The following is a 14,392-nucleotide window of genomic DNA, read 5'->3' as shown; positions in this document are numbered from 1 at the left end:
TCAGAGTGATTGAGCCACCTGGCTGATTGATGTGTCCAACAGATCCAGCAATTGTTCTGTTTCTGATTCAGATATGATATAAGGCGGAGCTATCAGCAACCCGTTTTCTGCATTGCCGTCTTTACCACCCATAGAAGGATACACCAGCAATCCGTTTTCAAAACAACGTTCTATGATTTTTCCCTGCAGACCCGGAACGGCAGGATCCAACTCCATCCCCAGCAGGAGGCCTTTCCCTCTCACTGTCTGAACCAGACCAAATTTGTCTTTAATCGCATGAAGTCCCATCTTAAGAATTCCGCCCATCCGATTTACATTTTCCACTAAATTATCCTGTTCGATGATGTTAAGCACCTGTAACGCGGTGGCACAGGAAAGAGGATGGGCACTGTAGGTATGTCCACTCATGATCAGGCCACTTCCTTTACGGATAGGATCCAGGATCGCATCCGTCATCATGGTCGCCGCTATCGGAGCATAACCGGCCCCCAGGCTTTTACCGATGGTTACGATATCTGCATAGGTGTCCCAATGGTCGAGTCCAAAGTACTTACCCGTCCTGCCCAGACCGGTCATCACTTCATCCGCCATGAAAAGTATTTCATGTTCCCGGCAGATTTGTTTCATAGCCTGGTAATAGCCATCCGGTGGGACCAGAACAGTACCTGCCGCTCCAATAATAGGCTCCAGGATCAGGCCGGCAATATGATCGGCGCCTGTCTTACGAATGATAGCTTCCACTTCGACCAGATGCTTCTCAAGAGAGTCTGTTTCCAGATCCCTGGTTAACTTCTCCGGGCTGTGCCACAGCACTTTTTCAAACTGCTGACGCCTGATCTGATGTCCGGATACCGCAAGGGATCCCATGGTAATCCCATGATAGCTCTTTTGCCTGGAGATGAACTGGATCTTCGAGTTTCTACCTCTTTCGCGCCAGTATTGGATTGCTATTTTCAGCGCTGTTTCGGTTGCCTCCGAGCCGCTGTTTACAAAAAAGGTATGATCGTATTGCTTGCCAGGAGAAATTTCGGCGAGTTTCCAGGCCAGCTGCTCGGCTTCTTCTGTCCCAAACTGGGTCCTGTAGACGAATTGAATTTTACCGAGTTGCCTGATGATATGCTCTGCCATCCCCGGGTGAGTATGCCCAAGGGATGAGGCCACAGGCCCCGAAGATCCGTCCAGATAACCCTTACCATTTTCATCATAAATGAAAACACCTGAAGCCGATACTGCCTTCAGGTATTTTTTATTCAGCAGAGGCTGAATGCAGTGGCTACTCATTGAAATCCGGATTTACCAGGATGAATAATATTGTCGCAGAAAACGAGCTCCTTCAACACCGATAATAAATATTACACCGTACTATCCCTAACACTTGAGGCAATATAATAAAATTAAAATTATACATTTAAAACTTCACCAGTTTTGAAATCAGCCGGATACGACTTATGGAAATTCATTGGATTGACCTTACGATCTTCATCATTTATTTGATTTCAATGCTCGGAATAGGGTTCTTCTTTTACAGTAAAAATGAATCAAAAGAGGACTACTATGTGGGAAAACGCGAAATGTCTGCGGGTCATATCGGATTGTCGGTAGTAGCCACCGATGTGGGGGGTGGATTCTCGATTGGATTGGGAGGACTGGGTTTTATACTGGGAATTTCCGGAAGCTGGATGCTATTTACCGGCATCATCGGTGCATGGCTGAGTGCAGTATTTCTGATCCCAAAAGTCTACCATCATGGTAAAAATCATAATTTCCTCAGCTTCCCGCAGCTGCTTGAACACTATTATGACAAAAGACCGGCATTCATCGCCGGGATAATCTCATTTATCGGGTATGTAGGCTTTACCAGTTCTCAGGTGCTCGCCGGAGCAAAACTGGCATCTGCTACGTTTCAGACCATCACGGTGACAGAAGCCGTGTTGATTATTGGCATTATAGCGATTGTGTATACGGTGGCGGGCGGGCTGAAAGCAGTGGTCTACACGGATACGGTCCAGTGGATCATCCTGATGTCCGGATTAATCCTGATTGGCATTCCATTCGGTTACTTCCATCTGGGTGGTTGGGAAGGGATTGCAAAATACCTGCCTCCACGTTTTTTCAGCCTGACCAACATCTCGTTCGTGCAAGTAATCAATTGGATGGTCACCATCGTTCCCATCTGGTTTATCGGCATGACCCTCTACCAGCGGATCTATGCCTGCAAGGATGAGAAGACTGCCAAGAAGGCATGGCTCATTGCTGGCTTGTTTGAGTGGCCGGTGATGGCTTTCCTGGGCACTTTGCTGGGATTGTTTGGTCGCGTAGCCTTGGAGCAGGGACTTCTGGCCGGGATGGGTTATAGTTCGGTCGGGGACATTGACAGTGAGATTGCCTTGCCGGTATTTCTGAGACATATCCTGCCGATCGGGTTGATGGGCCTGGTCATGTCGGCGTACTTTTCTGCGATCATGTCAACGGCGGACAGTTGTTTGATGGCCGCTTCCGGTAATCTCATGACGGATATCATCCGGCCTTTTCACAGCAAATTGGGCGACAGCATCAGGGCATCTCAATTGTTTACGTTAATTATTGGAGTCATCGCCATCGTCATAGCCCTGCAGATGCAGCAGGTGCTGGAAATCATGCTTTATTCATATGCGTTCATGGTCTCCGGAATATTTGTGCCGGTATTAATGCTATTAATCAATAAAAAACACTCATCCCTGGCAGCCATATTATCGATGATCAGCGGTGGCGCCACCACCATCATTCTGATTATAGCTAAGATAGATCTGCCATTTGGTTTGGATCCAATAGTTTTTGGTATCACCGCATCCATTCTTGTTTTCCTGATCACGTCTTATTTTGATACTCAGGAAAAAGTGATGGCATGATAACCCCGAAGGGCCGTCATGTCACCAATCCGATTTAATTGGGATAAATAATTCATCATTTATGTCGCCCCTGCAGGGCTCGGTTTTCCAATGAATATTGGTTGCATGGGGTGGTTCCCCATGCTCCTGGATGACGCCCTTTCAGGGCTCTTGGCAACTAGTTTAAGACAGGATTTTATAACCCCGAAGGGGTGTCATCACATCAGCAATGGGTGAAACCCATTGCCATTATCAATGTAACATCGAACCCCGCATGGGTGACATAGAAAATTTTATGAATACACACGGCACCAAGGAGGATTAGCATCATTAAATCACCATTCCGATTCATTTATCCTTAATAATTCATCATTTATGTCGCCCCTGCAGGGCCCGAATTTCCAATGAATATTGGTTGCATAGGATGGTTCCCCATGCTCCTGGATGACGCCCTTTCAGGGCTCTTGGCAACTAGTTTAAGACGGGATTTTATAACCCCGAAGGGGTGTCATCACATCAGCAATGGGTGAAACCCATTGCCATTTTCAATGTAACGTCGAACCCCGCAGGGGTGACATAGAAAATTTATGAATACACACGGCACCAGGGAGAATTAGCATCATTAAATCACCATTCCGATTCATTTATCCTTAATAATTCATCATTTATGTCGCCCCTACAGGACTCGGTTTTCCATTGAATAATTAATGCATGGGGTGGTTCCCCATGCTCCTGGATGACGCCCTTTCAGGGCTCTTGGTAACTAGTTTAAGACATGATTTTATAACCCCGAAGGGGTGTCATCACATCAGCAATGGGTGAAACCCATTGCCATTATCAATATGTCATCGAACCCCGCAGGGGTGACATAGAAAATTGAATGCATACACCTGTTGCCAAACAGGATTCATATCATTAAATCACCATTCCGATTCATTTATCCTTAATAATTCATCATTTATGTCGCCCCTGCAGGGCCCGAATTTCCAATGAATATTGGTTGCATAGGATGGTTCCCCATGCTCCTGGATGACGCCCTTTCAGAGCTCGGGTTATTGTCTCCGATGAATCATAAATGCATGGGGTGGTTCCCCATGCTAACCAATGTCGCCCCTTCAGGGCTTTGCGTGGATAGTCATCCATAAGAGTAAACTACGAGGGGGGTGACATTGCCATCCAGGATAGCCCTGAAGGCGCGCGATCACCTTAGAAATGGGTGAAACACATTGCTATTTTCAATATGTCATCGAACCCCGCAGGGGTGACATAAAAAACTCAAGCCGACAAACGCACCAGCTCCTCGTCCAGGATATCCAACCCACGCTTAAGGTGATCATCGGAAATGGTGAGTGGACTCAGTATTCGGATGACATTTCCATAAACACCGGCACTGATAAGGATCAGGCCCCGGTCCAGACATGCCAGCACCAACCTACGGGTCAGGTCTGCATCGGGCTCCTGCGGATTTTTGTTTTTGACGAGAGAAAATGCCAGCATCGCGCCCAATCCGCGGATATCTCCAATGGCCGGAATTCTGGAATTCATGTCTTCAAACCTGGTGCGAACAATTTCACCAACATGCCTGGCCCTGGCATTGATGTCGATTGATTGCATAAACCGGATATTGGCGAGGGCAGCGGCGGCACAGACCGGGTTGCCCAGATAGGTACCCCCGATCGTGCCGGGCAGCGCGCTGTCCATAATGTCTGCGCGACCCATCACACAACCTATCGGCATGCCGGCTCCCATCGATTTGGCCCAGACGGAGATGTCAGGAGTTATGTTGTAGTGCTGGTATGCACCCCATTTACCGGTGCGCCCAAAACCCGATTGAACTTCGTCAATGATCAGTACGATGCCAAATTCGTCACATATTTTCCGTAATTCCCGCACATACTCAACCGGAGCTACCACAAATCCTCCTTCCCCCTGGACCAATTCAATGATCACCGCGGCTACATTATTCGGGGCTATCCGGTTGATCAGGCTTTCCCGCAAACGGCGTGTTTCCCGCTCCACAAATTGATCCATATCCAGACCATCATTATACCGGTTATAGTTGGGATATGGCAGATGATATACCTCAGGTGCAAAGGGACCGCAGCCCAGCTTATAGGAAACCTTGGAAGTCAGCGTCATGGCCATCATGCTGCGTCCGTGAAAGCCGTCAGTAAATGCTACAATGGCGCTCCTGCCTGTGTGCTGACGGGCTATTTTAACTGCATTTTCCACGGATTCTGCTCCGGTGGTGGTCAACATGACTTTGGTATGTTCCCCGTGCGGAAATAAGGATATGAGTTCCTCTGCCAACTCCATGTACACATCATAGGTTGCTACATTGAAACAGGTATGGATGAGTTTCTGGGCCTGTTCACAGATCGCTGCAACCACCGGTTCAGGACAATGGCCGGCATTCTGCACACCGATACCTCCGGCAAAGTCAATAAGCTCCCTGCCATCGGCATCGACTACGATGGCATTTTTGGCAGAAACTGCCGTAGCCGGGTTAAATACTCCAACCCCTCGCGGTACCACCGATTTCCTTCTTTCATGTAGTTTCGTACTATTATCCATATCTGCTTCTACTGATTTACAATGGTAAGTTCAAATTTTTTCCACCCGGTACCAAGCAATCCATAAATTTTTGGGGTAAGGAAACAACCAGGGCTGCTCTTTGAGCTCACTAAAAAACACTTGCTGAAGACTGGCTTTAGGACTAACTTTCCATGGTGAAATACAAAACCTTGCAACCTTCCTTACGCACCATTAATAACCGGAATTCTTCCAGACAACACCTTTTTTATGAAAAGATTAATGCTTTTCTCCCTGATCATGATTCAATGTACGCTTATGGCACAATCTGTCACTGAAGTCAGCACCCAATTTCTACAATCCTTTGCCGATGCCTTTAATGCGCATGACCTGGACGCAATTATGTCCCACATGACTGAAGACTGTATTTTTGAGGCATCCGCAGGCCCGGATGCAGACGGAGAGAAATTCGTCGGACAACTGGCTGTGAGAAAAGCATTTGAAGATGTCTTTAACACATTCCCGGATGCTCAATGGGCCAACCCAAGGCATATTATTTCCGGGGACCGGGGTCTGACAGAATGGACATTCTCGGGAACAAAAAGAGATGGGACCAAAGTTGAAGTCACCGGCTGTGATTTGTTTACATTTAAACATGGTAAAATAGCCATCAAGAATTCCTACCGAAAGAACAGAACAATAATAAAGTGAGGAGAAAACCATTGACCGGCTCAACGCAATTGGAATTCCTGATTGCATACCGGGAGCATTTAATAATTTAAGACTTTAACCAGGATAATGAAAAACATTATTTCATTTATGCACATCTCCCTCGACGGGTTTGTAGCCGGGCCACATGGCGAACTCAACTGGGTTCAACTTGATCAACAACTTTTTGACCACGTTGGTCAGAGGATAGGCAAAACCGGCGCTGCACTGTACGGACGGGTAACGTATCAGATGATGGAAAATTACTGGCCTGAAGCAGGCAAAAGGCCGTCGGCAACCAAACATGATATCGAGCATTCCAAGTGGTACAACAACGTTCATAAAGTGGTATTATCCAGAACCATCCGTGCAGAGAATTTGTCAAATACCACGATTATAAGTAATAATCTTACAGACAGCATCAACGAAATAAAAAATACCAGTTATGAAGGGAGCGACGACATTTTGCTCTTCGGAAGTCCGACTGCCACCCATGCCCTGCAACAACACGGCTTAATTGATGGTTACTGGCTATTCGTCAATCCGGTTGTTCTCGGGCAAGGCATCCCTTTGTTTACGGACATCAAAGAGAAGGTCAAACTCAACCTTTTAAATACACAACAATTCGCTTCCGGGGTCACTGAACTGAATTATATGTTAGACAGGTAATAGCTTTTTGGCAAACGCCACTATACATTACCGCAAGCTCATCAAATCTTTACAGTCCGTTTACATCTGTTTACATCTGTTCAGGTGTAAAAAAGGATCCTGCAAATAATTTTATAGTCTAGAAAAAAAGAGCGATGAAAACCTCTTACAGTAAGTATTTTATTGCACTAATAGGTGCCATTTTATTGTTCACCGCCTGCAGCCGACAGGAAAAACCTACACCTGTCATTCAGACCGGGGAACCTCAAACACCACCGGATACACCTCAAGGGCCACAAATAGCCGAATATATCCGCAATATACTGGAAGATAAGAACGGTAACCTGTGGTTTGGTACCAATGGATATGGCGTGGCGCACTACGATGGAAAAAGGGTCTCGTGGTACTCCAATGACCAAGGTTTCGCCGGGCAGCAAATCACAGGAATTGCTGAAGATCGGGAAAAAAACATCTGGTTCGCCACCGATCAGGGTGTAGTAAAATACGACTGGTCAGCCACGGATGACGGTGGAAAAAAATTTATCAACTATTCGGATACTTCCTTTTTCGGAGGACATCATTTCTGGAGCATATTAGCAGACCGGCAAGGGATAATCTGGGCCGGTTCGGCGACAGGAATCTTTCGATTTGACGGTGGCAAATGGGCCCCTTTCAAGCTTCCTTATCCCGAAGAGGTGTCCGGAGAATTCATCACCAAAGCAACGTCCTGGTCCATAACGGAAGACCGGGCCGGAAATATTTGGTTTTCCACCAACGGATTTGGCGCTTTCAAATACGATGGCCGGACCTTTACCCGATATGCCGAAAAAGATGGCCTGACAAATAAACATGTAGATAATATTATGGAAGACAGTAAGGGCAATATCTGGTTTGGAACACGGGATGGAGGCGTAAGTCGGTACGATGGCAGATCCTACACTAATTATACTGCTCAGGATAGTATAAGGAATAATGAAGTTTGTGTCATCTATGAAGATAAGCGGGGAAATATCTGGCTAAGTTCCGAAGGTTTTGGTGTTTACCGTTACGATGGAAATTCGTTTAAGAATTATGGTGAAAAGCAAGGACTGGGTATAAAAGCCGTTCAAACGATATTTGAAGATTCAAAAGGCAGATTCTGGGTCGGCGGTGGAGGCGGACTTTATCGACTGGAAGGGGAATCCTTTATTCCTGTCACCAAACAGGGCCCCTGGATTTGAGCATAAGAAACCAATAGACTTTTTGGTATGCATCGGTTGTCATTGACAATATTTCAACGCCTTTTGCCAAAAGGGAAAAAATCAATCATTGTTCAAGAATAATTTGTATTTGTTTTGAATCATGGTAATTTAATCTAAAATAGATCATCATGATTGGATATTGGTTCCTTGAGACGCTTGTAAAAATCCGCGTTTCGGGAAATGATAGTGCTGACCACATTTCATTGCTGGAGCATCGCGCCTACCATGGTGATTCTCCTCCCTTGCATATTCATCACAACGAGGATGAAATATTTGTGGTACTGGAAGGTGAGTTCCGTTTTAGAATTGGTACCCAGGAACACCGCATCAAGGAAAAAGAAACCATTTTCGTTCCTAAGGGTACACCACACTCTTACCGCGTTGAATCCAGTCAGGGAGGGCGATGGTTAACCATTACGACCGGGCATGATTTTGAGGAATTTGTCAAAGCAATTTCCATCCCAGCCGGGGCGGATACCCTCCCCGAGCGCCATGGTCCACCATCCGAAGCAGATAAAGCAGGATTAGCGTCAAAAGCGGCTGAATACCAAATTGAAATTGTGGGTCCTCCCTTGCATTAAACCCTTTGGGTATCAGGATCCGGAAATGAAAACGATGATTGGTCCTCTGGGGTTTCCGTATTGAATTCCAGAGATAATAACAGATCTAAAAGAATCCAAAAAACTTTGTTACGATCGTTCATATAGGGAGTATTTTAGCCGGTCATCACCACGATGCTGTATGATTCCATTGGTTTTCCTTGAACTTTAATACCGGTAGCATTATGACTTCTCCAATAGAACCTGAAGGACCTTACCTGGATAGCTCAACCAATGTTATTTACAACTTACTTTTCTGCGATAACATTTCCTTGTTAAAAGAGTGGGCAGAGGAGCCTTTTACATTTCCTTATGACGTCCTGTTTTCCCCTGAAAGTAAGCTGGAGAATTTGCAAAAAGTCATTGATGCCCCAGAGATAGAACCACGACTAAAGATCTTCGCATATCATAAAATGAAGGCGGCAAGCACCCAGCCAGCCAAGAAGGAGCTGCTGGCCGTAATCATTGAGGTAGGGTTGGAAAACGGATTGGACGTTTTAGCCTCCTATGCAAATGGTACGGCCCGATACATCAATCAGTCCGGGAAAATGATCATTTGGGAAAACACGATTGACGATACCGCAAACCATCTGACCAGGCAACTTTTTACCAACAGTCAGCAGATCGTCGACCAAATCAGTCCGTGGAATAATCCCCGCAAGCCTTCACCTGTGACAGGCTTCACGAGAATTACATTTCTGGTCTCGGATGATCTTTATTTTGGTGAGGCTCCAACGGAAGTTTTATTTAGTGACCCATTGGCCAGCCCGGCATTAAGCATTGCCACCCAGTTAATGCAGTATCTGGTTGAAAAATCAGCGTGAACGGTCAATACTTGTATTCGATTCCAGACGGTTCCAGTGCGGCATCCTATCGTACGTTTAGGTTAGACCATACTGTAAAATGCTATCAGCAATAAAAAATACCATTGTGCAACTGGCACAAAAAGAGTATTATAACACAATGCCATTTCGTTGCCAGCTGATAACCCCTGCCTGATCAATCAAATAAACATGGAATCAAACGAGTCCGCTAAAGAGCCAGAAGAAAATATCCACCGTGAGCCATCCGCCGAGCCACCTTATAAACTATTGGACCTTAAGGTCACCAATCCCAAGGTATGGGCAGCCGGAGTACCGGCAGTTATGGTATCGCTGAAAAAACTTGCCGAAGAAAAAACGGTTTTAAGAGGCGGCAAGGCATTGTTCAAGATGAATCAATTCGATGGTTTTGATTGTCCAAGCTGTGCCTGGCCCGATCCTGACGACGACCGATCTCCGGTAGCAGAATATTGTGAAAATGGGGCAAAAGCCCTGGCCGAGGAAGCCACGAGCAAACGGCTCACCGCCGAATTCTTCAAGAATAATTCTGTGTATGACCTTGCCCGGTTAACCGATTATGAGATCGGACAACTGGGCAGAGTGGCAGAACCCATGTATCTACCCCAAAATGGCAGCCACTATCAGCCCATAAGCTGGGACAAGGCATTTGAAATGATAGCCATGCATCTCAACAAACTGGAATCACCGGACGAAGCCGCATTTTACACGTCGGGCAGGACCAGTAATGAAGCTTCATTTGTTTATCAGCTCTTTGTGCGGGAATTTGGCACCAATAATTTCCCGGACTGTTCCAATATGTGCCATGAAACCTCTGGCTTCGCCTTACTCCCTACCATCGGTATAGGAAAAGGAACGGTGAAGCTGCATGACTTCTACGATACGGACATCATTGTTATTATCGGACAAAATCCGGGCACAAATTCGCCCAGAATGCTGAGTGCCCTGGAGAAAGGCAAAAAGAACGGCGCTAAAATCATTGCCATTAACCCGCTGCCGGAAGCTGGTTTGATGGGCTTTCGCAATCCACAGGAATTAAAAGGCATTTTGGGCAGTCCCGTTCAATTGGCTGATCTTTATTTACCAGTACAAATAAACGGGGATATTGCCCTGATCAAGGCCATTGAAAAGCTGTTATTGGGATTCGAAAAAGAATCTCCCGGAGCAGTTTTCGATCAAAATTTTATTTCAACCAGGACTGTAAATTATGACGCATTCCTGAAACACCTGGAAACCTACGATCTGGAAGAGCTTGCACAAGCTGCAGGCGTTTCCCTGGAGCAATTGAAAGCTGCAGCACGGATGATCGCTACCAAAAAACGTATCATTATCTGCTGGGGTATGGGACTTACTCAACAGCATAACGGCGTTGATATACTCAAAGAGATCATTAACCTGTTACTGCTGAAAGGTAGCATTGGAAAACCAGGTTCAGGTCCTTGTCCCGTGCGTGGACACAGCAACGTGCAGGGTAATCGAACCATGCTGATCAATAACCATCCCTCCCCGCAACAACTCGACCGGCTGCAAAAAACATTTGGATTCAATCCACCCAGGAAACAGGGTTATGATGTGGTCGAAACCATCAAAGCCATCCATGCTGGACGGGTAAAAGTATTTTTCAGCATGGGTGGAAATTTCCTTTCAGCAACACCGGATACGACGTACACAGCCATCGCGATGAGAAAGCTGGAACTGACCGTGACCGTATCCACTAAACTCAACCGTGGGCACCTTATTCATGGCAAAGAGTCCCTGATCCTGCCCACCCTGTCCAGAAGCGAGAAGGATATTTTTAATGGTGAGCTTCAGTATGTCAGCACAGAAAATTCAATGGGGGTGGTGGAATGGTCGAAAGGGGTTTTAAAACCCATCTCCGATGACCTGATGAATGAAACGCATATTGTTTGCCGGATGGCAAAGGCAACACTTGGTCATCGTTCTGTCGTTGACTGGGACAGGTATATGAAGAGTTACGATCGGGTACGGGATGATATTGAAAAATGCATTCCAGGATTTGATGATTATAATAATCGTGTCAAACAAAAAGGCGGATTTTACCTGCCGAATCCTGCCCGGGATGGTCAGTTTAATACTGAAAAATTCGGGGACCGCGCACCATTCACGATTACTTCCATCCCAGACAATACCCTCGCCGATGATGAATACCTCATGGCAACCACCAGAACTCATGATCAATTCAACACTACAATTTATGGACTTGATGACCGGTACCGGGGCATTCACAATGAACGGCGGGTCATCCTGATGAACAAGAATGACATTAAAAAGGCTGGATTTATACCCGGTGACAAAGTGGATCTTTATAACTACGATGACGGCATCGAAAGAATAGCACCTTTATTCCTGATTGTTGAATATCCTATCCCTGAACGAAATACCGTTACCTATTTCCCTGAGACAAATGTCCTGGTTTCAATAAACAATGTGGTTAAGGAAAGCAATATGCCGGCATCAAAATACGTGAAAATAAAAATCAAAAAGCATAACCCTGATCAGGATAAAATAATTGATGAGGTACTATACCGGAATCAAATAATTCATTCTAAATAATCAGTCAGAAAACCCAAAATCAATATCTATGTTTGAAGGCAAGCAAGACAGGTTGATACCGACCTCTATGTTTCTTAACCGGGTCATTAAATATTTCGGATATGCGTCTGCCCTGATTTCCGCATCCCTGTTGCTGGGCGTCGTAGGTTATCATTATTTGGCAGCGCTCAACTGGATTGACTCTTTATACAATGCCAGTATGATCCTGACCGGTATGGGACCGGTTTCTACCATGGTGACCGTCCAGGCCAAGCTGTTTTCATCCTTCTATGCGTTATTCAGCGGCATCGCATTTTTGAGCACCGTAGGCCTCTTTTTTACTCCCATTGCTCACCGGATATTACATATCTTTCATCTGGAAAATGACGAAGCAACAGCAGGCTAATGAGGAGCGTGGAACCAGAAATTTCACAATAAATATCTAGAACACCGGAAGCTATGGCAAAGGAAAATAAAACCAAAGAAACAGAAAAAAGCGTACATGAATTTATTGACTCTTTTGTTGACTCGGAACAAAAGAAAAAGGACAGTTATCAGCTCATGAAGTCCATGCAGGAATGGTCCGGTTTTGAGCCTAAAATGTGGGGCCCGTCCATCATTGGTTTTGGCAGTTATCATTATAAATACGCGAGTGGCCGGGAAGGTGACATACTGATCATTGGATTTTCACCTAGAAAAGCTGCCATCTCCCTTTATGTTGCTTCCCCGGGCGAAGAACGGAATGAACTATTAGGTAAACTGGGGAAATACACGATGGGGAAAGGCTGCATTTATGTGAAAAAATTATCCGATATCGACATGGATATTCTGGAAAAAATATGCCGGATTACACTGGACGAAAAGAAAAAGGAATCATAGATATCTTGCTGGCGCTGGTCTTGTCAGCTGATTAATATCCTAACGCCTTGAGTGGTTAGCCTTGCAAATCATATTTGGTTCTTAGGCACTATTGCAATTACTCTTTAACGAGTTAGGGAAAGAATTTTTATGCAACTTCTATTGTTCCGAAATGTAATTCTTATTGTAATGGTCGTTGCTTGGCGTATTCGTTCATTTTTGTTCCGGCAAACCGCGCCCCGACAAGCTGTGGCGGGCGGGGAACGAACCAAAAACCTCGATTCACGCAAAACTCACCTTAGTGTTCAGTGCAACTGCATGGGATTCAGGATATTAAGTTCTTCGGAGTCACCATTTTAGCGGCATGCGCACGCCTCACCGTCTTTCGACGGCAGCAAAAATGCTGTTTTTGAATTGTTCAAACAGTTGCGTGAACCCTCTAAAGAGACGGTTGTATCTTAAAACAACCACTTCGAATAAAAGAAATGCAAAAGGCCGTAGCTTTAAAAGTTTGGCTCAAAATTGGAAACCTAAATGGATGACAATTAGTAGAACTTCGAAATATTCTTTGGCCTAAGCCTTGAAAGCCTAAGTAGTTTAGTAATAAATTAGCGCTGGCTACAGGATTGGAGGGCTGCTCTAATAGGCAATATTCTACATAATTCACTGATAGTCTATAGATTGCGCAAAATGATTTAATCACGGTTTAACCACTCAACGCGTTAATATCCTACCAATGGATTATTTAAATAAAATTATTGGTGATTTTGAGATCCATGCAGTTGATGGGATCAAAACCTGCTTCGAACATGGTGTAGATCCCAATCAGGAATTCAAGGGTAAGCCGCTCATTTATGAAATGATCAATATGTATCTCCGTAGTCCGGATTTCAAAAATTGCATCCGGGCTTTCGTCGACTACGGTCTGGAGTTTGATGATCAGGTGTTGCTCGCGGTGTTGCTGGATGATGACCATGCTCTGGAAGACCTGTTAATCAGCAATCCCGATCTGTTGCATAAGCAGTACACTCTGGACTGTGCTTTCACTCCGCTTTACAAAGCCTCGCTGTTGCATATTTGTGCGGAATACAATCACCTTGCCTGTGCCAAAGTACTGGTAAGTCATGGCCTGGGGGTAAACAGTAAAGCGGGCCTGGACAGCCATGGATTCGGCGGGCACACTCCTATTTTCCACACCGTCAATCAACACAATAATGCCTGTCTGGATGTGCTTCATTTCCTGCTTGACCAGTCCTGTGACCTTGATCTCACCGTTCGTGGGCTGATTTGGGGCAAAGGCTATGACTGGGAAACATTTATTCCGGCGGTTAATCCGGTCAGTTATGCAATGATGGGGCTTTTGCGGCAGTTTCAAAGGTCGGAAACAATGATTTATGAGGTAGTGTCCATATTAATAAATTCCCGATACGGCATTAACTATTACCCGTCGAACGTACCGAATAAATATTTGATGCATTAAGCTCGTGTCTTGGGTGCATATCCTTGCTGCCCGTTCACCCTTTAAGCAGATTGCCGCAGGAACCCGA

Annotated in this window: 12 protein-coding genes; 10 read left to right on the top strand and 2 right to left on the bottom strand. The window is 45.5% G+C overall.

All coding sequences use genetic code 11. The features are described from left to right. On the bottom strand, positions 1-1,281 hold the full coding sequence (locus tag H6570_17185; protein MCB9321021.1) for an aminotransferase class III-fold pyridoxal phosphate-dependent enzyme: 1,281 nt from the start codon (positions 1,279-1,281) through the stop codon (positions 1-3). Positions 1,282-1,448: 167 nt separating this feature from the next. Here H6570_17185 and H6570_17180 point away from each other — a divergent pair, with 167 nt between their 5' ends. Continuing rightward, positions 1,449-2,888, top strand: coding sequence for a sodium:solute symporter family protein (locus H6570_17180; GenBank protein MCB9321020.1), 1,440 nt, complete (start codon positions 1,449-1,451; stop codon positions 2,886-2,888). Positions 2,889-4,142: 1,254 nt separating this feature from the next. On the opposite strand, the gene H6570_17175 is transcribed toward H6570_17180, so the two are convergent. Further along, positions 4,143-5,441, bottom strand: a complete 1,299-nt coding sequence (locus H6570_17175) for an aspartate aminotransferase family protein (GenBank protein MCB9321019.1) — start codon at positions 5,439-5,441, stop codon at positions 4,143-4,145. A 276-nt stretch (positions 5,442-5,717) separates the two neighbouring features. Here H6570_17175 and H6570_17170 point away from each other — a divergent pair, with 276 nt between their 5' ends. From H6570_17170 to H6570_17130, 9 genes are all read left to right on the top strand, one after another. Continuing rightward, a complete protein-coding gene (locus H6570_17170) occupies positions 5,718-6,110 on the top strand; it encodes a nuclear transport factor 2 family protein (GenBank protein MCB9321018.1) in 393 nt (130 codons plus the stop codon). 87 nt (positions 6,111-6,197) lie between these two features. Beyond that, entirely contained in the window at positions 6,198-6,776 is a 579-nt protein-coding gene (locus H6570_17165; GenBank protein MCB9321017.1) for a dihydrofolate reductase family protein, read from the top strand. 134 nt (positions 6,777-6,910) lie between these two features. Next, positions 6,911-7,975 carry a hypothetical protein gene (locus H6570_17160; protein MCB9321016.1) on the top strand — a complete coding sequence of 355 codons (1,065 nt, stop codon included), beginning with the start codon at positions 6,911-6,913 and terminating at the stop codon, positions 7,973-7,975. 149 nt (positions 7,976-8,124) lie between these two features. Then, positions 8,125-8,577 carry a cupin domain-containing protein gene (locus H6570_17155; GenBank protein ID MCB9321015.1) on the top strand — a complete coding sequence of 151 codons (453 nt, stop codon included), beginning with the start codon at positions 8,125-8,127 and terminating at the stop codon, positions 8,575-8,577. A gap of 203 nt (positions 8,578-8,780) precedes the next feature. Continuing rightward, on the top strand, positions 8,781-9,419 hold the full coding sequence (locus H6570_17150) for a hypothetical protein (protein ID MCB9321014.1): 639 nt from the start codon (positions 8,781-8,783) through the stop codon (positions 9,417-9,419). Between the two features lie 189 nt (positions 9,420-9,608). Further along, the gene (locus tag H6570_17145) at positions 9,609-12,008 is read left to right on the top strand and encodes an FdhF/YdeP family oxidoreductase (protein MCB9321013.1); all 2,400 of its coding nucleotides are present in this window, start codon (positions 9,609-9,611) and stop codon (positions 12,006-12,008) included. 28 nt (positions 12,009-12,036) lie between these two features. Beyond that, entirely contained in the window at positions 12,037-12,393 is a 357-nt protein-coding gene (locus H6570_17140) for a hypothetical protein (GenBank protein MCB9321012.1), read from the top strand. 53 nt (positions 12,394-12,446) lie between these two features. Continuing rightward, positions 12,447-12,866: a DUF1801 domain-containing protein gene (locus H6570_17135; GenBank protein ID MCB9321011.1), complete on the top strand. Its 420-nt coding sequence runs from the start codon at positions 12,447-12,449 to the stop codon at positions 12,864-12,866. Positions 12,867-13,581: 715 nt separating this feature from the next. Continuing rightward, positions 13,582-14,325 (top strand): ankyrin repeat domain-containing protein, encoded by a 744-nt coding sequence (locus tag H6570_17130; protein MCB9321010.1) that lies wholly within the window; start codon positions 13,582-13,584, stop codon positions 14,323-14,325. Positions 14,326-14,392: the final 67 nt, after the last annotated feature.

Source organism: Lewinellaceae bacterium, from assembly GCA_020636135.1.
In the GTDB taxonomy this organism is placed as follows: Bacteria; Bacteroidota; Bacteroidia; order Chitinophagales; family Saprospiraceae; genus JAGQXC01.
The sequence above is the reverse complement of the archived record's forward strand: the minus strand, read 5'-3'. Positions and strand labels throughout refer to the sequence as shown.

Excerpts from the sequence above, each read along its gene's own strand:
- H6570_17165 (MCB9321017.1), top strand. The coding sequence starts at position 6,198 with ATGAAAAACATTATTTCATTTATGCACATCTCCCTCGACGGGTTTGTA.
- H6570_17160 (MCB9321016.1), top strand. The coding sequence starts at position 6,911 with ATGAAAACCTCTTACAGTAAGTATTTTATTGCACTAATAGGTGCCATT.
- H6570_17130 (MCB9321010.1), top strand. The coding sequence starts at position 13,582 with ATGGATTATTTAAATAAAATTATTGGTGATTTTGAGATCCATGCAGTT.
- H6570_17155 (MCB9321015.1), top strand. The coding sequence starts at position 8,125 with ATGATTGGATATTGGTTCCTTGAGACGCTTGTAAAAATCCGCGTTTCG.
- H6570_17140 (MCB9321012.1), top strand. The coding sequence starts at position 12,037 with ATGTTTGAAGGCAAGCAAGACAGGTTGATACCGACCTCTATGTTTCTT.
- H6570_17135 (MCB9321011.1), top strand. The coding sequence starts at position 12,447 with ATGGCAAAGGAAAATAAAACCAAAGAAACAGAAAAAAGCGTACATGAA.
- H6570_17185 (MCB9321021.1), bottom strand. The coding sequence starts at position 1,281 with ATGAGTAGCCACTGCATTCAGCCTCTGCTGAATAAAAAATACCTGAAG.
- H6570_17150 (MCB9321014.1), top strand. The coding sequence starts at position 8,781 with ATGACTTCTCCAATAGAACCTGAAGGACCTTACCTGGATAGCTCAACC.
- H6570_17170 (MCB9321018.1), top strand. The coding sequence starts at position 5,718 with ATGGCACAATCTGTCACTGAAGTCAGCACCCAATTTCTACAATCCTTT.
- H6570_17180 (MCB9321020.1), top strand. The coding sequence starts at position 1,449 with ATGGAAATTCATTGGATTGACCTTACGATCTTCATCATTTATTTGATT.
- H6570_17175 (MCB9321019.1), bottom strand. The coding sequence starts at position 5,441 with ATGGATAATAGTACGAAACTACATGAAAGAAGGAAATCGGTGGTACCG.
- H6570_17145 (MCB9321013.1), top strand. The coding sequence starts at position 9,609 with ATGGAATCAAACGAGTCCGCTAAAGAGCCAGAAGAAAATATCCACCGT.